Source organism: Rhizobium sp. Pop5, from assembly GCF_024721175.1.
GTDB lineage: Bacteria > Pseudomonadota > Alphaproteobacteria > Rhizobiales > Rhizobiaceae > Rhizobium.
The window spans coordinates 4355840-4376800 of record NZ_CP099399.1; the positions used below are offsets into that span (position 1 = coordinate 4355840).

At 53.0% G+C, this 20961-nt stretch carries 20 protein-coding genes and 1 pseudogene; 5 read left to right on the forward strand and 16 right to left on the reverse strand.

What is annotated here, in order from left to right:
• Nucleotides 1–438 precede the first annotated feature (438 nt).
• The 7 genes and pseudogenes from NE852_RS23565 to NE852_RS23595 all read right to left on the reverse strand — a co-directional run bounded on the left by NE852_RS23565 (nt 439) and on the right by NE852_RS23595 (nt 7290).
• Nucleotides 439–918 carry a hypothetical protein gene (locus tag NE852_RS23565; protein ID WP_008524827.1) on the reverse strand — a complete coding sequence of 160 codons (480 nt, stop codon included), beginning with the start codon at nt 916–918 and terminating at the stop codon, nt 439–441.
• Entirely contained in the window at nt 911–1207 is a 297-nt protein-coding gene (locus NE852_RS23570; protein WP_008524825.1) for a hypothetical protein, read from the reverse strand. Before NE852_RS23570 ends, NE852_RS23565 begins: the two co-directional genes overlap by 8 nt.
• A 606-nt stretch (nt 1208–1813) precedes the next feature.
• Entirely contained in the window at nt 1814–2566 is a 753-nt protein-coding gene (locus NE852_RS23575; RefSeq protein WP_008524823.1) for a DUF2971 domain-containing protein, read from the reverse strand.
• A gap of 547 nt (nt 2567–3113) precedes the next feature.
• Nucleotides 3114–3464: a hypothetical protein gene (locus NE852_RS23580; RefSeq protein ID WP_128623523.1), complete on the reverse strand. Its 351-nt coding sequence runs from the start codon at nt 3462–3464 to the stop codon at nt 3114–3116.
• Between the two features lie 316 nt (nt 3465–3780).
• On the reverse strand, nt 3781–4518 hold the full coding sequence (gene istB, locus NE852_RS23585; RefSeq protein ID WP_008524821.1) for an IS21-like element helper ATPase IstB: 738 nt from the start codon (nt 4516–4518) through the stop codon (nt 3781–3783).
• Nucleotides 4519–4530: 12 nt separating this feature from the next.
• Nucleotides 4531–6059 (reverse strand): annotated as a pseudogene (gene istA / locus NE852_RS23590) (IS21 family transposase).
• Between the two features lie 775 nt (nt 6060–6834).
• Nucleotides 6835–7290, reverse strand: a complete 456-nt coding sequence (locus tag NE852_RS23595) for a transposase family protein (protein WP_008524819.1) — start codon at nt 7288–7290, stop codon at nt 6835–6837.
• Nucleotides 7291–7398: 108 nt separating this feature from the next.
• Between NE852_RS23595 and NE852_RS23600 the strand changes: the two genes are divergently transcribed.
• Together NE852_RS23600 and NE852_RS23605 are read left to right on the forward strand one after the other, a co-directional pair.
• Nucleotides 7399–7629 (forward strand): YccF domain-containing protein, encoded by a 231-nt coding sequence (locus NE852_RS23600; RefSeq protein ID WP_258156148.1) that lies wholly within the window; start codon nt 7399–7401, stop codon nt 7627–7629.
• A 39-nt stretch (nt 7630–7668) separates the two neighbouring features.
• A protein-coding gene (locus tag NE852_RS23605; protein ID WP_128623705.1) for an IS5 family transposase occupies nt 7669–8432 on the forward strand; the annotation gives its coding sequence in 2 pieces (ribosomal slippage) (nt 7669–8008 and nt 8008–8432; 765 coding nt in all).
• A gap of 2 nt (nt 8433–8434) precedes the next feature.
• Here the strand turns inward: NE852_RS23605 and NE852_RS23610 are convergent.
• The 7 genes from NE852_RS23610 to NE852_RS23630 all read right to left on the reverse strand — a co-directional run bounded on the left by NE852_RS23610 (nt 8435) and on the right by NE852_RS23630 (nt 14861).
• The gene (locus NE852_RS23610; protein ID WP_258156149.1) at nt 8435–8605 is read right to left on the reverse strand and encodes a hypothetical protein; all 171 of its coding nucleotides are present in this window, start codon (nt 8603–8605) and stop codon (nt 8435–8437) included.
• A 431-nt stretch (nt 8606–9036) separates the two neighbouring features.
• Nucleotides 9037–9765, reverse strand: a complete 729-nt coding sequence (locus NE852_RS23615; protein ID WP_008524810.1) for a putative glycosyltransferase — start codon at nt 9763–9765, stop codon at nt 9037–9039.
• A gap of 6 nt (nt 9766–9771) precedes the next feature.
• A complete protein-coding gene (locus tag NE852_RS23620) occupies nt 9772–10638 on the reverse strand; it encodes a hypothetical protein (RefSeq protein ID WP_128623520.1) in 867 nt (288 codons plus the stop codon).
• On the reverse strand, nt 10635–11327 hold the full coding sequence (locus tag NE852_RS32780) for a glycosyltransferase domain-containing protein (protein ID WP_008524808.1): 693 nt from the start codon (nt 11325–11327) through the stop codon (nt 10635–10637). The genes NE852_RS23620 and NE852_RS32780 overlap by 4 nt, the downstream gene beginning before the upstream one ends.
• Nucleotides 11328–11329: 2 nt before the next feature.
• Nucleotides 11330–12913, reverse strand: coding sequence for a carbamoyltransferase C-terminal domain-containing protein (locus NE852_RS23625; RefSeq protein WP_258156150.1), 1584 nt, complete (start codon nt 12911–12913; stop codon nt 11330–11332).
• Nucleotides 12914–12978: 65 nt separating this feature from the next.
• Nucleotides 12979–13986 (reverse strand): radical SAM protein, encoded by a 1008-nt coding sequence (locus NE852_RS32785; RefSeq protein ID WP_128623518.1) that lies wholly within the window; start codon nt 13984–13986, stop codon nt 12979–12981.
• Complete coding sequence (locus tag NE852_RS23630) at nt 13938–14861, reverse strand: hypothetical protein (protein WP_128623517.1); 924 nt, start codon at nt 14859–14861, stop codon at nt 13938–13940. The genes NE852_RS32785 and NE852_RS23630 overlap by 49 nt, the downstream gene beginning before the upstream one ends.
• A 324-nt stretch (nt 14862–15185) precedes the next feature.
• On the opposite strand from NE852_RS23630, the gene NE852_RS23635 reads away from it, so the two are divergent.
• Nucleotides 15186–15746: a recombinase family protein gene (locus tag NE852_RS23635; protein WP_008524803.1), complete on the forward strand. Its 561-nt coding sequence runs from the start codon at nt 15186–15188 to the stop codon at nt 15744–15746.
• 224 nt (nt 15747–15970) lie between these two features.
• The gene (locus tag NE852_RS23640) at nt 15971–16822 is read left to right on the forward strand and encodes an HNH endonuclease (protein WP_258156151.1); all 852 of its coding nucleotides are present in this window, start codon (nt 15971–15973) and stop codon (nt 16820–16822) included.
• On the opposite strand, the gene NE852_RS23645 is transcribed toward NE852_RS23640, so the two are convergent.
• Both NE852_RS23645 and NE852_RS23650 read right to left on the reverse strand, forming a co-directional pair.
• A protein-coding gene (locus NE852_RS23645) for an IS3 family transposase (RefSeq protein ID WP_128623700.1) occupies nt 16769–17982 on the reverse strand; the annotation gives its coding sequence in 2 pieces (ribosomal slippage) (nt 16769–17646 and nt 17646–17982; 1215 coding nt in all). The two genes, NE852_RS23640 and NE852_RS23645, sit on opposite strands and share 54 nt — an antisense overlap.
• A 404-nt stretch (nt 17983–18386) precedes the next feature.
• Nucleotides 18387–20114 carry a recombinase family protein gene (locus tag NE852_RS23650; protein WP_008524792.1) on the reverse strand — a complete coding sequence of 576 codons (1728 nt, stop codon included), beginning with the start codon at nt 20112–20114 and terminating at the stop codon, nt 18387–18389.
• A 247-nt stretch (nt 20115–20361) separates the two neighbouring features.
• On the opposite strand from NE852_RS23650, the gene NE852_RS23655 reads away from it, so the two are divergent.
• The gene (locus NE852_RS23655) at nt 20362–20871 is read left to right on the forward strand and encodes a hypothetical protein (RefSeq protein WP_258156152.1); all 510 of its coding nucleotides are present in this window, start codon (nt 20362–20364) and stop codon (nt 20869–20871) included.
• The last annotated feature ends 90 nt before the right edge of the window (nt 20872–20961 follow it).

Consider the following 20961-nt stretch of genomic DNA (forward strand, 5'->3'; position numbering starts at 1 on the left):
GTGTAGGACGTGGAAGAGTTGATTTGAGTGCCGCCCGTAAGGCCGATTGCGGTGGCTCCGTTCGCCAACGCCTTCACGAATATGACGTGCATCGGATTGATCAGTATTTTCTCGGTCTTGGAACCGACTTTCTGCTCTACTTCGAATGAGTACATAATAATCCCCTATGGTTGCGTTCTGGTAAGTATCACTCGCCATTGATGTTGAGAAGACGTCATCTCGCCGGAAGAAACTTTGGTTGCTTCCCGCACCTTCAACTGTCTCTAAAACCATCCGCGCATGTCAGATCGGCGGCCAGGATAGCTATGAAGCCGATCACGGTGACGAGAAGGGGTTTCATTTCAATTTACTTCCGGCGAGCGGGCGGGACCGCATGGTCATGAGGAACAAGAGCCGGTGATTACAGCCTCGGCAAGGGGAAGGTGAAGACCGTGGCGGTCAAAAGTCGCGTCGATCCCGTCGAATGTGGGTGAAGTTCACAACCTCCAGCCCATCGTGGGCAGCAGCCAGATACAAATCGAGATCATCTGTTAATATTATTGCATCCCCGTTTCCGGTTGCTGCGTGGAGCAGAACGGCATCTGTCAGGCCCAGCCTTTTATATTCGTCTCGCGAGAAGCCTGCCTGAGAACTAATCAGAAGCTCCATAGAACGACTTGCGCCGACAACTTCGGCCAGAGATCTGCTTAGTTGAGCGCCATATCGTTCACTCGATCGCCCCAACAGATTTGATGTTTCCGTAACAACATTTGGCGTGAAAATCAGACGTGACGACCGGGACAAGATATTGCTTAGGATTGTGAAATCCTCTCGGTCATATGCCCTGGTCCGCTTGTGTACCCCGACCTGTTCGATCTCTACCAAACCGACTATCAACAAGACGGTGAGGTTCGTGTCCAGGATGACGGCTTTATTCATCAGTGGCGCGACGCTTTACAGACAACACCTCTCCGTCAGCGTTCATTCGCACTACTCGATAAAGCCGCTTTTGTGATGCTTCTCCAGTGAGCGCGCTGAGGGCGTTTCGGCTGGAACTCCAAGGCCGAGAGAAGCCGACCGTTATCAACCACTCACCAGCATCGGCATCATAATCAACCTCCTCCAAGCCGAAGTTTGACATCCCGTCTTCGGCGAAAATGTCAGAGGCATAGGCTTTCGCAATTCGAACTGCTTCCTTCACATCCATCGTTTTGCTTTGGCCGGCCATCTCATCCCCCAATTTGTTAAACCCGTTCACTCGCTGAGTGCCGCTCTAGGCAGGCGTAAGATCAATACATAGTCCGCAAGTTTCTTCAACTTATCCGCTAAATACCTCGCATCGATCCTATGCGGCCAACCATTGCCCAGAGAAGCGCATAGGAACGGTATTAAGACTTCAGCCTCAACACCGTCCGCTGCATAGTAGGCCACACCAATACGACCGCAGCTGTTCGCCTTCTTGGCGACGATGAGAAGGCTAAATCCGATTTAGGCTTCACCCGTTCCATAAGCATTGTCTCCGAGAGCATGCCCTTCCACAGCAATCCACAGATGCCGCCCGAACGGAAACGTTGCGGGTTTGCTTAGGCACGGCTAGCGTCCCTTTGCAGCTCATTCCCGATGAGCTGTAAGGAGCCTCACCGCCCCTTCGCTAGAGGGTGAGAACGGGTGTCGCAGTGGTTAACGCTGCGGCCCTTTCCGCTCCGCTCGCTTGCGACCGCCGCAAGATCACTATCGTTACCGGCAAGCCCGATCAGGAACGACTGCCGCTCCTGAACCATGGCCGATCTGCGCCGCGATTCAGCAGTTCAAAAGAGCGCATCGCAGGTTCCAATTACCTATAGGAGGCGGTCGATACAGAAAGAGCTACGTTATCGAATCCATTGCGCCGCAAAAAGCTTTCGACAACGCCTATTGGGGTTGTGCTCTTCGGACCGAGGATCACTTGTTCGATTACTTTTGCAGCACTTTCTGGGGCGGGAAAAGCTATCCTTTGGTATGGCACTAGCCGACCATCTGCGGTGCGATAGTCGGTCTCGTCAGATGCCAGGATGTTCAGGGGTTTCAGGACGTTCATGGCCAACCTCCACTCGTTCTCTTCGCGAAACGCCGGATTTTTGAACGAAAACCAAATGGATTGGAGATCTGTGAGGGTGCCAAAAAGCTCACTATTTTTTGATCGATATTGCTTCATCTCCGCTTGAAGCTGATCATCGGACTTGGGAGCGAGATAACTGCCGGGACTCGGAATGCTTACCGCACCTTCAGAAATCAATTGCTTCACTTTTGGGAATATCTCACGAACGCGCCGCTTTTGGTCATCAAGATTATAGACCACTTTTTGAAGTCGGATGAAGTCGTTGCTTTTCGTAATTGCCGTAAGGAATTCATGGCAAAAACCAATACTCATCCCTCTGCCATCATCAGCATATCCGCGCCACTGGCTTAGGGTGTCGCCATCTTCTGACATGCAGAAGCCGAGACAATCAGTGAGTTTGTCTATAAGACCAGCCATCCCCGTGAGTTCGTCACGCTCGAATTTGTTTATGTCCTCATCTTCTGCAACCTTGCCAATGACAGAAGTCATCCATTTACCTTCCAGGGCATCGTTGGATGATGTTAAGGATGAAAGCCAGATTGTTCTGGTCGACAAGATACTTCTGAACGTTTCGGTGGAGCAGTAGTGGAAGTAAGGCAAGTTACACTCTCGATAGATGTTTCCGTTATGATTGCAAAAGTTCACAATGTGCGCCTAGCTGCGCGCTCGACGGGCCGTTGAAATTTCTTGTATTCGCGCTAGAATCGCACTTATGCCCCCCGCTCGACCATAAATTGCCCACCCCATTGCCACCTAAAGTTACGACAGGTGAGGAACAGACGCCAGTGGTAGGTGACTCGTTGGGTGTGTCCTTGAGTGAGGGCCCGCATCCGCACCGCGTTTTGAAACGATGGCTTCACACCCCTGTCGATGGGCCTCACCGGAAGGTAGCGTGAAGATCAAGTTCGGTCTTCAAACGGGTGGCCAGAAGCTGGGCGTCAAAACTATCGTTGGTGACAAAAAAATTCGCTCTGATCCATTCACCCGTGAGCGTTGCTAAGCCATTGAATGGCCTGGCCCCGCGCCGCCGTTCTATTCACCCGTGAATAAGTATCTGAAAAATAACGCCATTTCCCATATTGACGGGACTCGTTAGCCGGAGTCTAACAGTGTCGTTCTGGCCGGAACGCTTCGCAACAACAAACAGGTCGCGCCGGATGCGCGCGGATTGGACACGAGAATGCGTTTCTTTAAGCAGACACAGTGGTTTGAGGTATATTTTGAGATGGAAGAGAAGCGCATTCTCGATCGCTTCTTTGACCACCGTAACGAGGACGGCAATCACGAATTTTGGATCGGCAGGTTCTACCTGACTTTCTACGTCCACCTCCGCAAGGTGAAGGCAGCCGCCTCTTAAAGCCGCCTGAAGCGGGCGCCACCAGATCATCGACCCCGTGGAGACATCTGCAGGGTTTTTTGTCCAGATACGCTGGAGAGCGTAACGGTGGAATGAAGGGGCACGTGATTACCACCCACACATGGCAGAGCAGGAGGCGTCCATTCTTTCTATTGACGTGTGAGCCCTCCAGCAGCTTTACAGCTTCGCCAGTGTCTTCACCCCTCCCCGATCATCCACGCTGCCGATTCCGATGAAGCCGCCCCATTGTTCCGAGATGATTGCGCCCCCGGATTCCGGGATGATCTCGCCCCCTGTCTCAGGGGTCTGCAGGCAATAATTGTTGTCAGTTCGTTCGAGTGATGTGTCAAGCTTTGCGCGGCAGATTTCGGCGTAGGCTTTCTCCGCTGAGTTCGATGCGGTGGGCATTGTGGACGAGGCGATCCAGGATGGCGTCGGCATAGGTGGGATCACCGATGACACCGTGCCAGGCTGATACGGGGAGTTGGCTGGTGATGATCGTCGATCGACGGCCGTAGCGGTCCTCGAGGATTTCAAGCAGATCGTGACGGGCCTGTTCGTTGAGCGGCTCAAGGCCCCAATCGTCCAGGATCAGCAGCTGAACATGACCCAAGGTGCGTTGCAGGCGAGCGTATCTGCCGTCGCCGCGCGCGAGCGCGAGCTGGGCAAAGAGTCGTGGGACACGCTGATAGAGAACGGAACGGTCGTCACGGCAGGCCTTGTGGCCAAGGGCACAAGCCAACCAGCTCTTTCCGACACCTGAGGGACCGCAGATAGCGAGATTGTCGTGGGCACCGATCCAGTCGCCACCGAGCAGCTTCATGAAGAGCGCACGGTCGAGGCCGCGTTCAGCGCGATAATCGACATCTTCCGGGGTGGCTTGATGACGAAGCTTGGCGAATCTGAGGCGCGCCGCGAGCTTGCGGTCGTAACGGGAACTCCATTCCCGTTCGAGCAGCAGTCCGAGCCATTCAGCATGAGAGAGGTGTTCGACCTCGCCGTTGGCGACGAGTTCGCCGAAGGCCTTGGCCATGCCGGCCAGGCCCATGGCGTTCAGTCTATCAAGTGTTGGATGAGCAAGCATTCTTCGTTCTCCTTAGTGGTAATAGCGAGGTCCGCGGATGTTCTCGTGGTGGATCGGTTCGTGCGAGGCGGCTCCATTCGAGCTCGCCGTGCGGTCGAGGCGATTGTCGAGGATGGAGCGCACCGAGCCATAGGTCCGGGCCCCGATCTCCAGCGCTCGGGCGCAAGCGGCGTTGACTCTGTCGCGGCCGAAGCTCTTGTTAAGGCGGATAATCCCGAGGCAGGCGCGAAAGCCCTGCTCTGGATGGGGCCGGTCGGCAAGGATGCGCTCGCACAACAGGTCGACATCCGGCCCCATGGCTGAGGCTTCGCGTCGAATGCGTTCGATCGTCCAGTCGGCGAACCGACGATGCGCCGAGGGCATATGATCGGGGATGGTCGTGTGCTTGCCGTTGCCGCTCGAGCGGCGGTGCGCGGCAATCCGCTCGCCCTTATGGAATATCTCGATCGTATTGGCGGTGATGCGTGCCTCTACCTGCTCGCGGGCAAAGCGATAGGGAACGGAGTAATAATGCCGTTCGATCTCGACGTGGTAATCCAGTCCAGCGCGCCGGATACGCCATTCGGCGAAGACATAGCGCTCGACAGGCAATGGCCGTAAAGCCGGACGATCGAGTTCTTCGAATAATTGACGCCGCGTGCAATTGACCCGACGCAAGACCCTGATGTCGTTGAGGTCATGGAGCAACTCCATGATCGCTGCATTGACCTCGGCGAGACTGTAGAAGACGCGATGGCGCAGCCGGCCCAACAGCCAGCGCTCGACGATACGAACCGCAGCTTCCACTTTCGCCTTGTCGCGCGGCCGCCGCGGTCGTGTCGGAAGGACCGCGCTCCCATAGTGCGCCGCCATGGCGCAATAGGTCCTGTTGACCTGGGATCGAAGTGGCACGCCTTGATGATCGCCACCTTGGCATTGTCGGGCACAAGAAGCGCCGGCGAACCGCCGAAGAACTCCAGCGCCTGAACATGGCATTCGATCCAGTCGGGTAGTGTCTCTGTCCAGCGCGCCTGCGCGAACGAAAGGCTGGACGCTCCCAGGACCGCCACGAACAAGTGCGCCTGCCGCGTCTTGCCCGACAGCCGATCAACGACGACCGTCACCGTGTCGCCGGCATAATCGACGAACAGCTTGTCGCCGCTCGCATGCTCCTGCCGCATCGTCACCGGCAGTTTCAGTGCCCAGCCACGGTAAAGGTCACAATACCGGCTGTAGCGATAGCCATCCGGATAACGGCCGATATATTCGTCCCAGAGGATTTGCAGCGTCACGTGCTTGCGCTTGAGCTCGCGATGGACCTCGGCCCAGTTCGGCTCCGGGGCCCGGCGATGACCCGTCTTTGTCCCGGCCGCCTTGTAGAGCGCCGCCTCCAGGACGGCATCGCTCACCTCGTCATCCAACGGCCATGAAAGCCCCGCAGCCGTCGCACGCCGCAGGGTCTCGCGCACCGTCGACGGAGCTGCCCCGACCCGAACCGCAATCGATTTGTGGCCCAGTCCTTGCTCGGCCCGATATCTCAGTATCTCGCGGACACGCCGCATCTCCAGTCTCTCCGCAGGCATCCCGTTCCTTCCCCATCACTATCGACGGAAGGAACTTCACACCGGCAGAACACCCACGCCATATCCCTTCCGAAGGGGCGGCATCATCTCGGAACAAGGGGGCGACTAATTCTCGGAATCGGGGGGCGAGATCATTTCGGAATCAGGGGGCGGATTGCCTCGGAATTTGCAATCCACGCCGATAATCGCCTCCCCGTTGAAAGCTGGCCCACCTCGTGTCGACATCGGTTGAAAGACAGCCCTCAATTACCCCACCCTTAAGCAGAAGACGGGGGAGGCAAGTTGAAGACACAAGATGAGAACAACCCTTAATTACCACCCACTTAAGGGGAGCTAGGAAGGGGAAGACCAAACATCTGGAATGAACGGGAGTAGACGATGGGCTGATGAAATCAGGATGACCTCTATCTGATCTTCATGGGGGTGATGTTGGTATCTAGAACCCCAATCCACTTGTTATCTTCCCTAAGGTTCCCTTGATGTCTCCTTCAAGGGGACGCCTCCAATACCGCGCACGGTCTCATCATAGACGCTCGACTTCCGAGAGTGCGCTGCTCGGCTCAGATTTGAGCTGGGCTTTCGTTCTCATGGTCGTGGTTGGCCATCGGCCCTCTTGTCACCAGTCCTGCTGACGGGAGGGCCGGTTTTACTCACCACGCCCACGACATACTTTCACAACCACAGACCCTGAAAGAACATCATGCACAACGAAACTCCCCGCCTTGGTCGGGAGGATGGCGAAGCTTTGCGCTCGTCACCTCGACCACCTGCCGTGAAAATCACAATCCGCCCTGTCAGTCTTGGCAACCGTGGTCAGAACTACTCGGTCTCCCTCGACGGCGCTGTCATCATTGCCAGCACCCGCAACCCGACAGGTGATGCTTGCCGTCATCTTGTCGCCTCCAGTCGCTGTGGTCGGATGGAAGTCTGGGACGACATGCGCCCCTATCTGTCTGCCGCAGAGCACGGCATCGCAAGCGAACCTTCGTGTCTGCACGAGCAGCCTGACGCGTTTCCCAGAGAGGGGAAGGTCCGCGACTTGGCGGCAATAGCGACTTCGAACCGTTCGTGACATTCGTCCGCATGCCGGACACGACGCGGTAGCGCCGGCTCGGGAAAGCAGGATGCGGGTCTCGTCATCAATGTGCGTGATGCTTTCGGCGATGAAGCCAGCCGGTACCAAATCAGAAGCGTGGAACTTGGTGCTCATCGTGCTGATTCCTTTGTGGAAACCAGCAAGACAGCATCGCTACAACTGCATCAAAACTGAGTCAGAGCCAAAATTGGATGCCGATAAGGGGTGAATTTTGGACGCTGATTGACAGTCGTTCACGTTCGAGAACTTGACGGGAAGGGACTGAATGCAGCTACCGCGCTGACAGGAACGATAGGCTTCATCGTCAACATCATCTGGGCGTGCACGTTTGGAATCGCACTCTTCTTCAGCTACCTGATGGCAGGTATTATTTCCTGCCTGTTCATCATTACCATCCCCTTTGGCCTTCAGTCTTTCAAGCTAGGCTCAGGACCCATTAATTTATTGAATTGAGGCTTGATGGATGATTCAAGGTGGCAGGAGGATGCTGCCTTGAATAATTTGCTGATGTTGACGCCGGAGCAGATGCGGCGGATCGAACCCTATTTCCCGCTATCGCACGGTGTACCGCGGGTCGATGACCGGCGGGTACTGAGCGGTATTCTGTTCGTAATCCGCAATGGCCTTCGCTGGCGCGATGCTCCTGCCGGCTATGGTCCTCACAAGACTATCTACAACCGTTTCATCCGCTGGAGCCGGCTGGGCGTGTTCAATCGTATCCTGGCCGAGCTGGCGGCACAGGGTGGCGGTACCGACAAGTTGATGATCGATGCCACCCACCTCAAGGCGCACCGCACAGCGGCCAGTCTGCTTAAAAAGGGGCTCTATCCCGATGTATTGGACGTAGCCGAGGCGGCCTGACCACCAAGCTGCAGGTGGTCTGCGACGACAAGGGGCGACCGCTGCTGCTGCATTTGGCCGAGGGACAGGCCAACGATCACAAGACGGCAGCCGCCGTTCTTGAACAACTGCCGCCTGCCCGCTTCCTGCTGGCCGACAGGGCCTACAGTTCCGCTGCCTTCCGGCAAGCGCTGATAGATCGAGGGATAACCCCCTGTATCCCGCCCCATGCAAAACATCGTGTCCAGCACAGCTACGATCGGCACCTATATCGCCAGCGCCATAGGATCGAGAACCTGTTCGCACGCCTCAAGGACTGGAGACGCATCCACACCAGATATGACCGATGTGCTCACACCTTCCTGTCTGCAATCGCACTCGCTGCCGTTTTCATCTTTTGGATCAATGAGTCCTGACCCTAGCTGGTTTGTCGTTCTGGCCGGTCGGCCGTCGCGTTGTCAGTGTCGAATTGGCGCGGGCTGCGCGCGAACACAATGCGAAGATCAAGCTCGAGAAGATGCATCGTGTTGCCGTCTCCTCGTAAACCAATGGCGTTCATAAACGTCGCATCAGTCATCGCGGTCGGCATCGCTATTTCGACATCCCAAACATTCGGTCGAGCTCACGATAGCTTGATAAGATGTTCGACAGTTCAACAGTCTTGAACCTGCCAGCAAATGTGGATCAGGATCGAATGATCAACACACGAATTTATCCCATTCCGAAGTCGAAACCGTAATATCTTTTCGGCGCGGTTGATTTCTGTTGTCGCCACCGATTGGGCGGCTCTATCGTTTGGGATGTTTAGAGTTAAACTTGTTCAGTGGGGGTAAGCAAAGGGAGAATCAATATTGTTCACTCTCTGCCGACCCTCCGCGAGGTCAATGAGAAAAGACTTCAGGCACTCGCAGATGACGCGTTGTTCATAACTGTACAGGTTTTTGGATCCCAAGGTACCTAAGAGTATATCTTCCGATGCACTGAGTAATTCATGAATTTCCAACGGCTGGTCGGTCATTATCAAACCTCTTGACTTGGAAAATAATGCCATCGTGCCTGCTCCCGTATCTGCTTCCAAACCGGGGAAGAGGACAAAGCCATCTCATCATTCTTTCCTGGGAGATCCACGAAACCACCAGTTAAGCATGCAGGCACAAGGTTCGTTTTTACCCCACCTCCTCCTACAAGCGACGATAGCGCGATATCATCGCAGGTTTCCCCATATTCGGGTTTCAGGGGGATTGCCGACAACGCGGAGCGGGCGAACGCAAGGCAGCGCCCCTTCACTATATCGACAGCTTGATCCTCACCAGGCGCGCAAATATGTACGCTGGAATCGAGCGACTGATCGTCCGCAGCCTTATTGATGCGTCCCGAATACAACGGAAAGTAAGGCTTCTTGGGCTTCAAAGATACCCCCTCAGGACCGCAAACCAAATTATCCCTTCCGTGTTTCTGGTAAGTATTGAGTATCTCAGCCAGTGTATTTTGATTTGAGAAGGCTAGGTCGTCATCGAGGCTTAGAACAATTTCTGTATCCGCCATCGAAGCCATGAACCACCGTGGCCAACAATACAAATTCGATGAGGCCGTTACTACGAGATCTACATTCTTGTTAATTATTGCAGAGGGAGAGTTATGCCATATGAAAATGCGCGCACATGCAGTTTGCGATTTCACGCTAGACACTACAGATTCTATATTTCTCTCTCGCTTATAGCTTAATAATACAACAGTAGCTTCATGCATAGTTGTTCACCTATTGAGATATAGTTGGGATGGAATTTGCGATGCCAAATGATATCTCGAATTTACCTCATAAGGATGCTGTATATAATCAAAATCATCGTCTAGATAATCGAAACAATGTACGTTCGACAAAGGCAATTTCCCGCCAGAAGAGTCAATCGCCTGGAATAGACGCTCCGTTTGCGGCCACCATGAGCAGCGTTCTTTCCATGAATCTGTGAGGCGCGTTGCGAGACGATCTCTTAGCGAAGCATCCCATTTGAAATGATGTACAGGAACCTGGGTATCGGCCCAAAGAATTTCTTGTCCCTTTATGAGGTCGTGGTTTGCGTGCTTTATTCGAACGTCAGGCCTTGCACAAACCACCTTGTTCGTCTGGCCCTGGACAATGACTTTCGTCATGTTTGTGCCTACAGGAAATTGGGACCATATAGTGCGACAAGGGTCAAAAGCGCAAAGTGAACCGTCTCTTGCGACTCGGTCGATGAAATATCCTTTGCATGCGCTTTGCCCTTTCTCGGTCCAATGTGAGGTCATCACGGGTAAGGGATAGGGATGAATCTGGAATTCGTCGACATCCGCCCAGACAATCCAATCGCAGCTCTTGGAAATCGTCGACTGAATTTCATCGTGGTGAGCTCGTAAAGACATCGCGTCAAAAGTGCACACCAATTCTCGTAACGTCACTCCCTCCATTTGGCCTAAAACAGACCTCGATCCTTCCAGAATTCTGTCTCGTTCTACTTTCGGGATGCCCGGCTCAAATTGAATCGAAATTTCAAAACGACAAACACCTTGCCGAAGATAATGGCGAACAAACTGGGGTAGCCAGCCGATCCGCGCCGGTTCCGTGGTCATAACCAAGGAGATCATGTATAGATGTCCTGCATATGAGCTGCCCACGTTGCAAACGCGCTATTTGTTCGATGGCCCGGCAATGTCCCGTACAGCATGTCCTTACGCCAGGCGACATAATTGAAGGAAAGCTGGTCCCGTCGACTTCCGTGTTCTAACTCAGACCACCAGCCGGCGCAGAAATCCCGTGCCCTTACTGTATTCCTGCGGACCAAAATTGAAGTTTCAACCAAGCCGTAATTCTCGGGGAACCCTTCTTCACGATATCGCTTTATTTGCATCAATATTTTGCTTGGGTCGTCCTTACGGCGTGCGATGCACGCCGCCGCTTCTTCATATGCACAGTTACGGGGGCCGTAAGTCGATGGATATGCAAATGTTGCTAGATCATGCTCTCCCAAATATCCGATAGCGTCTAATAGCAGTCCAGATGGTTGAAGGCAGGCATCGATCCAGATGCTGTACTCATGTTCGGGTAAATAGAGGTGCGGATGCAACTTTATATGCCGTGCCAACCTGACTCTTTGATCGAGGGTAGTTGACGGTTTGACTGGCAATATCCTCCAAGGTGGTCGGCGGGGAAGGACTTGATCCGTGAAGCATAAATGTGAAACAGGCCCAGCTAGCGACAACTTAAGGCTGTCGTATGGACCCAAAAGAGCAGTGTAGACTACTACATTGGAGTATTCCGGGGTATCACTGCCCATTCTTATACCCGCTCCACAATAAAATTCTCCAGGACTAAGAGGTCGATCTTGTTCTCAACAAAGGTCCTGATGGCGTCTTGCGGGGTGCAAACAATTGGCTCGCTACTGTGGTTAAAGGACGTGTTGAGCAAAATAGGGTGCTCCGTTAAATTTCCGAATGCATTTAGAAGGTCATAAAATTTCGGGCACAATTGCCGCTCGACTACTTGTACACGCGCCGTGCCATCGACGTGTGTGATCGCAGGAAACTGCGTTCTGAAACCCCGGCGCACATCCGCCGTGAACAGCATGTATGGATCAAGTTTAGCACCGTCGAAATACTTAAGTGCAGCTTCCTTTAAGACCGCAGGAGCAAACGGTCTAAAAATCTCTCGTTGTTTGATGATGGCATTCAAGCGTGCGGCCATGTCCTCTCGGCGAGGGTCGGCGAGCAAGCTGCGTGCGCCGAGGGCCCGAGGTCCGAACTCCATCCTGCCTTGGAACCAACCTACGACCGCCCCATCAGCGATAGCTTTTGAAACAGAGGAAACGAGCTCGTCATCAGGTTCTTCCCGATAGTCGAGGCCCAGCTCAGCCAGTAACCGGGGAATTTGGTAGGAATCAAAAGAAGGGCCGAGATACGGATTAAATAACGTCTTCGACCTATCTAGCCGCGCAAGATCGCCGGATCGCTGCGCTAGAAACGCTGCACCGATTGCAGCTCCGGCATCCCCCGCTGCAGGCTGGATGAAAACGTCGGCGAAACCCGCGTTCGCAGCGATGTAAGCATTTGCCTTACAATTAAGAAACACGCCGCCCGCAAGACAGATATTCAAGATACCGGGAAATTCCGACTTTGCGTGCCGCACCAATTTCAAAAGTGTGCTTTCCGTTAAGCGTTGCAGTGAAGCCGCCACGTCTGCGTGCACAGGTTGAATTGGCTCTTCAGGTAGGCGCTGAGGACCAAACACTGAGGTTAAAAATCGACAGCCGTCGCCATCTCTACTCATCTGACTTTCTACGAACGCTGAAGCGCATCGAAATGATCCGTCGAGGTTAGGACTCAACAGACTCTCCGCAGAATACTTGTCGGGACTGCCGAAAGCCGCCAGTCCCATTACTTTGTACTCGTCAAGAAGCGGACGAAAGCCTAAATGCTCTGTCACTGCCGAATAAATTAATCCGATTGAATTCGGATATTTTATCTCCTTGCGATTACGGATCTGCCCGCTGCGACCCTCGAACAGCGATATGCACGTGTCTTCCCCGACACCATCAACAACCAAGATGCAGCAATGATCAAACGGTGAGCAAAAATAAGCCGATGCTGCGTGAGCGGCATGGTGTGGTACGAAACAGAGTGGCGTATCGGCGCCTACAAGTCTTTTTACGTGCTTCTTCAGGCTTGCCAGTTCTTCGACAGGTACGCGCGAGGATATCCCACCAAAGCCCCTCAGATACTTTCTTGAAGGCTGCTCGTAGAAGCAAACAACATCAAGATCCGAAGGGCTCTCAATCGCAGATAGACAAAATTCGATAGCGGCGGCAGGAAACCTCTTGTCGTTTTTGCTGCGGGTGAAGCGCTCCTCCTCCGCAGCAGCAATCAAAACGCCATCCTCAACGAGAGCCGCTGCGGAGTTGTGGTAGAAGCAGGAAATACCAAGACTTATAGTCAATTTTCAACTCTGCGCTTAGTAACAGCGATATCTACCAAACAGGAACAAGCATGCCGTGTGCAGATGGCTATCGGTCCTTCGGGCAAGGAGAAAGTCCCGCAAATATTTCCTAGGTTTCCTCCTTCTCTGCAATTAGCGCGAAACAAGTCGCCGTTTCCATGAACTACCAACAGCTCGATCCCCGCCGCGCACGAAAACCCCAAGAATCGATTTGCTCGCGTTGCCACCATTCGCGACGCCTCAACGGTGTTTTGCGTTCCGTCCTCGTAGGCGACACGCATACGACTGCAAGTTCGGTCTTGCTTAGCGGCAGTCCTTGTTGAGAAGCGATAGGTCTTCAGGGTATCGAGTTGTTCGTCCTCATACGGGTAAAGTTCGTTCTTGAATGAGACTAGCAACGGTTTCAACGTTGCGGTCACATCGCGGTGCTCTTCTGTAAGCCTAACGGCGATATGGCGTGTCTCCTCGAAGCGATCTGGGAGCATTGTGAAATTTACATGGACCGAACAAAACGCCGTTAAGAAGTTTAAAACACTTACAAATTTGTCATAGTCGGAGTACTCGATGTGATAGGTCAAGGTGACCTCACGCCAGACTGGTCCGAGCCGTTCCCACCACGCCCGTGGACGTGTGGCATTCGAGATTATCCCTACGGTATGTCCTAGATTCACTGCACGTGAAGCGGAGCTTTGGAGCGGCTCCCACAGTGTGGGCTCTCCCCCGGTCCATTGAAAATGAACTTGGCGCCCGGTACCGGACGACCATTCGCTCACCGCATCGACGAAGCGGTGGGCTTGTGCGGCATCCTGTTGCCAAAGTGTCCCGTCGTGTAAATATTTGGGACAGTATGAACAACGGTAGTTGCACCTGTTTCCAACGTTCCAATCAACAACGAGCAGTTTTGAGCGTGCGGCGTCGGTGTGCTCCAGTGATACAATTTTTGGCCGAGTCACATTCATCGATACGGTTCCACGACAATTGTTTCCTGCCGTCGGGCCACCCATGAAGTCACATCGTCACCTAAAGTCAGATTGTTTTCCAAAGACCGAAAAATACGTCGAACTCGACGGCCTCGCCTTTGAAAACTGGTGGTAGCCATCTTCGCAACTGCGGCCAACGCTAAAAGCTTATTGGAAAGGGGGCCTGGATGTGTGTGGTCACCCGCAAAGTCTATCCGCGGAAATACAAGACCACTATACTCTTCGTTCGACATCCACTGATTTATACTTGGAGTCTTATAGTATGTTGCATAGGTGTAATAAAATGGAACGCAATACGCCAGACAGGCGAGGGAGCAAATCTTAATTGAGCGATATAGTCGCGCCATGTCATTTGCATAGCCTTCAAGGTCTTCACACTTTTTCTTAAGGCTAATTCTTTCATCGGACCATTCCGATCTGTTCGGCTGCCCCGGTCTCAGGGTGTATCCTTTTTTTTCGGAGGCCCAATACTCGACGCGAGATGCTTGGGTAAAAGCTACAAATACAATATCGGGCCGGAGGCATTCTATGCTTTCCGACAGCTGTCTAGATATATAATCATTGCTGGCACCGGGAACAGCCAGGTTAATATCGAAAACTCGGCGTCCCAAAAGTATTTGAAGCAGTCGAGCCATCTGCGCGCCTAAGGTTTGTTCCCGGGGTAGACCGTAGCCGAATGCAAAACTGCACCCCAATACGAGAATGGTGAGATCACGCTTGCCTGGTTTGCGTTCAGCCAGCCTAAAACCTTGGTCATCCAGCTTATGAACGAACCCGTCCGTGGTGACAAATTCGCGCCCAGGCACTTCGAATCCGAATGATACTTGGCCAGGATGTATAAATCCCGGCCTGTCTTCTGAAGTATCTAGACGTTCTCTGACAACACGCTTCGGCCCCATACCACAACCTCTCGGAATAGAGCTGCGAGAAACGAATAAGCATAGCTCTCCACTTGACCGGACATCGGAGAAGAGTATTTAGAATGAATTGCCTGTTTGTGCTTGCTACACACGTATTGCATGAGTTTTAATGAAATGCAATCGCCTTCCAATAATCCTTTTTTACTACGGAAATAGCACTTCCATGCAACAGAAGGCTTTGATTGCTTGGCGAAACAACACAGATAGTTGTTGATTGACGTTCCCCGAGTTGGCGCGTTGATCTTTCACCTAAAATAGCCGAGCCTTCAAACATAAACCAACGTTTATGTTTGACGGAGGACCATGAAATACGTCGCCTACTACCGCGTTTCAACATCCAAACAGCAGCGCTCAGGACTTGGTCTGGCAGCACAAAAGGCGACCATCGAAGCCTTCGTACAACCTGCTGACGAATTGATTGCGGAATTCGTCGAAACAAGTTCGGGCAAAAAGGACGACCGTTCGAAGCTCGCTGAGGCAATCAAGATCACGAGAAAAAACAACGCCAAATTGGTGATCGCGAAGCTCGATCGCTTTTCGAGGCGGGTCAGCTTCATCGCGAAGATGATGGAAAGCGATGTCGGATTTGTAGTCGCAGACATGCCGACAGCGTCAGAATTCCAGCTCCATATCTTTGCAGCTTTGGCTCAAGAGGAGCGCCGGCTCATCTCGGCGAGAACAAAAGCCGCTCTCGCTGAAGCGAAGAAAAAGGGAGTGAAGCTAGGTGTTCACGGAGCGCGCCTCGCACAGCAAAATAGAATCGAGGCTACTCGTCGAGCAAGTGAGCGAGCCCTCATCTACCGGAAGGTTGGACCGGCATGTCTTATTCGGGCATCGCCCGCCACCTTAACGAGGCAGGGATAAAATCGAAGATGGGTGGCATCTTTCACCCGCAGAGTATCAAAAATTTGATCCGCTGTTTAAGTGAGCCTCACTGATTAAATCAATCACAATTTAAACCAACGTTCAAAAATGGCTCCGCACCGGCTGATCCTATCTCGGGTTTTCTCTGTTTTTCGCGCCAAGGGGCTTTTTTTACCTATCGCACCTGTCGATAATCGATCAACTCAACTGCATCAGGTGACACGATGTTCGCAATTGCACCCACAGATTTAGATTGGTTCGACCGATTGAGAACTGGTCCTGTACCGAACTTGATCAATTTTTGGACACCGACGCCTTGGAATATCAGGCGCTTAAGCTCCAATGACCGATTTTATTTTCTGCTGAAGCATCCAGTTCGGAAAGTCGCGGGTTACGGACTGTTTGTTAGTTATGTCGAACTGTCTGCTGCCGATGCATGGGAAAAATTTGGAGTGGGAAACGGAGTGGATAGCAGGGAAGGCCTAACCACTAAGGTACAGGATTTTGCGACAAAGCGCTCCATAAAGGCACTGCCGTCTAATCCGCAAATTGGATGCATACTACTTCGAGAACCTGTTTTTCTCGCCGACAATGAATTTCTATCTCCCGATGAAGTAGGCCATACCTTTCCTCGCGAGGTGGTGAAACTGAAATATTTCACCGATCAAGATAAACTCCAACTTGCCCTGGGCCGGCCAATGCTGGTCACAACACCCTTCACGTTGGTCGCTGGCACCGGAACTCGGAAACATGTATCCCGAAAAGACAGGAAAGGACAGTCTGCGTTTCGGCAGACCGTCCTGAAGAACTACGAACATCGTTGCTGCATCACCGGCGCTACGATAGCGGAATTGCTAGAAGCAGCCCACATACAGCCATATGTGGACCAGCGAAGTGATCATCCTCAGAACGGGCTTTGCCTAAGGGCAGATATTCATCGCCTTTTCGACAGTGGGTTGATCACGATAGACACGAGCTTCCGGCTGCACGTGGAGTGCCCCCCATTTCGCCGGACAGATCAGCTATTGAGACAATGCTTTGATGAACTCCCTTGGGGAGGCCATTTTCAGCGCTGAGTGTGGATGGATTTCATTATAGTCTTCGATCCATCCGTCGATCTTCCGGAGAGCTGTATCGGCGTCCGGAATGGGTGAGATGCGTATATAGTCCCGCTTCAAGGTTTTGACGAAGGCTTCAGACATGCCGTTCGATTGTGGGCTGGCAACGGGCGTGAAGCATGGGATCAGGTTGAGGGCTTGGGCAAACAGCCTGGTCTCCCGCGCGGTGTATGCACTGCCGTTATCAGATAGATGTTCTATTGCATGCGGGGCGCTGGTTGCGCCGAAGCGCTTTTCGACGGCCTCCAACATCATGTCTCGAATGTCGCAGCCGGATATCCCGGCATTGGCGACGGCTGCCCATGAGATAATTTCCCGGTCAAACGCATCGATGATGAACGCGAGACGGACCACCTCGCCATTCCAGCAAGTGAACTCAAGGCCATCCGAGCACCAGCGCAGGTTAGACCGCATCACCATGACCTTGCCGTCGTGGACACGGCCTATTCGCACCGCCGTGTGTTTCTCAAGGATCATAGCGTGATTGGCCATGATGCGATGAACTCGCTTGCGATTGACGACGGGCAGATCAGCAGCTCGCCGCTGCCTGTTGAGAAGGGCAGCGATCCGCCGATAGCCATAGGTCGGCCGAGCATCCACGAGTTTACGAATGGCAGGCAGCAGCTCGGCATCGTCCGCTTTGAGGTATGATCCACGCGGCTTGCACTTGCCTTTAAGGCGCTCCACGAGATTGGACCGCGATACGCCCAGGACGTCAGCCACGGTCTTCATCGGGAACCGTCCTTCGGCAACAAGATCGGCCGCGATATCGGTTTTTTTGAGTGGGCTTTAGAAAGAGCTTCGCGGAGAATCTCGTTCTCCAACGTCTTGCGCCCGAGGATGCGCTCAAGCTCGCGCACTCGATCTTCCAGCTTCTTCACCTCGGAATTGCCGATCACTGGCTCGTCAGAATCCACGGCCACCGCACCTCCCTCGCTCAGGAGCCTACGCCAGCGATACAGAAGATTTGGCGCAACTCCATGCCGCCGCGCCGCGGAGGAAACGGTCTCCCCGGCGGCATAGCTTTCCTCGATGATCTGCAGTTTGCGTTCCGTTGTCCAGCGTCGCCGCCGGACGTCACCGATCATCAAGTCAACCTGTCGAAACTCGTTAGACATAAGCTTATCCTCAAGCCTGTGCTTGAGCCTTCCTGCTTATGCTGAGTGTCCGGTCGAAAGTGGGGGCAGTTCAGCACGTTAGTCCGAAGCTTGCAGGAACCGACTATCAAAAACTTGTAGGCCAGCCAGTAACGTTGCCAACCTTATCCACTACTCGCCCTTCCACTTTAGCACTTGAGCATCATTTCCATCAAATTTTCCGGTAGGTGACGATCAGTGTGAGCTGAAGCAATACCTGCCTGGTGACTGCAGGCTAAACTCGATGAACAGCCGGATGAGGCCAATGTCAGGAGGAGCAAATGGTGGTGGAATATCGTGATCGTGCACACAAACCGATAGCATTGATCCCTTACTGTCTCGTCGTATTTTAAAGTTTGATCGCGGATTGCGCCAAGCCCCCAAGTTCAACTCGCCCGGTCAGTTCCCCACGTATCATCGTCAGCAAATGTCATGACAATGTGTTTTGTAGGATCGTCGCGATCAACATCCACCGCTCGAAACCTATGACCGCCGAACGCGACATAAAAGTGCCGGTGAGACCCGTCGTCTAATGCGTCGTGCCGCTTTGCAAACGCGATTGAGGCAGCTAAAAGCTGAGCAACATCCGGGTCCAAACTCGCTGTCATTCTTTCTATTTCACGCTGAGGACCGTCACGACCATCAGGATAAATTTTCATTTGTTGCACATTGCGGCGTATCCAATCGGCAACGGCAATTCGACTATCCAAATTGTCTTTCGGTCCAGTTGAGATTGCTTCAATGAGGATTCTGATATCAAGATCGCTATCGGCTTGGCGGGAGACCTCCTGCCGAGCCTGGGAACTGAGTTGTGCCAGCTCTTGTTCCAGCCGCTGTATTTCGCTGGCAAGGTCGACAAGCTTACCTTTGACGTAGCCGATATCAACGCTGTCATCGGACAGCAGGTCGAATGCGCCTTCTCTCATTTTTTTCTTCGTCAATTCATTGGAAATCGTGGCCATTTGTCCTTCAGCTGAGAGGCGAGCGTCCTCAGCCGAAGATCCGAGCATGAAAGAGTGCAAATCCAGCTCCTTCACAAAAAAGAGGAAGGCTGTTTCAAGATGCTTTAAGGGCCACGATCCTGCCCAGCACTCATTTCCACGACGAGCGTTGTCACATCGAATATAGACCCCACCCTTAGGGCCGGTACCCTTGTCAACAATCATCATCTTGCCGTTGCAATAACCGCAGGTGGCGGCTCCTGCAAACAGGTTGATGTTGTTACGACCCTTTCGACCACTCCCACGATTCTTTCGGACAGCTCGACCAGCCTGTATTCGTTCAAACTGGTCCCGCGAAATAACAGCAGGAAAGTAATCGGTGATTGGATCGCCTGCCGGAGTACGCTTGCCTTCGATGTATCGATGAGGCTGGAACTCGCCTAACACCGCACGGCTGGTCAGAAGTTTCGAGACGTAAGATTCATGCCACCCTTGGGACGGAGCGAACGTCGGCACGCTGTCCAAATTGAGTTTGCGAGCAATCTGGTACGAACCCCTACCGTTGTCGGCGTCATTGTAGATGGCTTTCAAAATCTCGACACGCTCAGGGATTACATCATACACCCGTCGATCTTCTGAAAGGCGCAACCATGCAGGTGCGACTTGCGTCAGTTTCTTGTCGTGGATGTTCCTGCGTTTGTTCTCCCATGCCGCGCCAACACGCAGGGCCTTGGTGCGCGATTCATCGTAGGCGCGAGCCATAATCACGACAGAGAGAAGGATATCAGAAACATCGGCGCTGCCGGACTTGTAGACCCGCCTATCGGTTAACGTGACTATGTCGACGCCTGATTCCAGAATTTGAAGAAATAGAGCAACAGCCGTCTGCGGTTTTTCACGGCTGATGCGGTCGAGAGATTCGACTATGAGCAACGATCCCTTTGGGATCAAACCATCTTCAGCAAGAGTTAGAAATCTACCGAGTTCACCCTGCGCAACGTTCTTCCCACGGTAAGCGGAGACGCCGATATCTTGGAGCTTGAAATCTTCGACCAGTTCGAGGCCGTTTTCCTCGCAGTAGCGCTTCGATTCTTCGGTCTGTCTTCGTAGGCTGTCGCCTTTCAACTGAACATCGGTCGACATGCGGACATAGGAATAGGCTTTAGGTTTCATGCTCTCTCCTTAAGACAGAGCATTTACCTCATAAGTTAATCCACCTCAACATCTGAATTATGAGGTGGATTAATCAACCGCCGGTTATGATCCAAGCGCAGCAAATTCCAGGTATATCGGTGTCAGCTTCCCGATGGGCTAAAGTAACGTTGCCAGCCGTCATAACAGAAAAAGTGATTGCGCAGCTCACGGTTGCATGCTTTGTGGGATTTACGGTCGAATGCGCGTGCGGCGGGGAGATGCAACATTGAAGCGATATATATTCATCTGCGCGGTAATATGCGGCCTAGCTTGGAGCGCTCATGCGAAGGATGTTGATCCCGATGTTGCTCAAGAATGCGCACGCCTATGGGGAAGCGATTATCACATGCAGCTCTTCTGCAGGAAACAACAGATGCGGGCTAAGGACGAGATCCGACTCCAAAACTTTGAAACCTCACTAAGAGGCGACTCGACCACCCAGGCGGCCATCCTTAATTCAAAAAAGCTTTATCGGAACGGGATAAGCGAATTCAACAGATTCATCGACAGCTGCTACTCTAAGGCGGCCGATATAACGCAATACAAAATCTGTACCGTTATGGATACTTACGCGCAGATCCGCACAGGCGCTAAGGGCAGGAACGGCGCTCAAGCTACTGAGGACCGACAAATCGCTCAAGCTAACCGTATATTTGGCAAAACGCAGGGGAAGGCCATTCAGAAGTCCATTGTTGGTGAAGCAATTTTGGCGGTGATCTATGACCTCAACAATTGACAGGGTGGGTCCACTAGTTGGCCTCACCCTCTATTGCATCTCTCGCGGTCGCGTTTTCGACGATCGGCGCAATAAATGCAAAACAGTCGC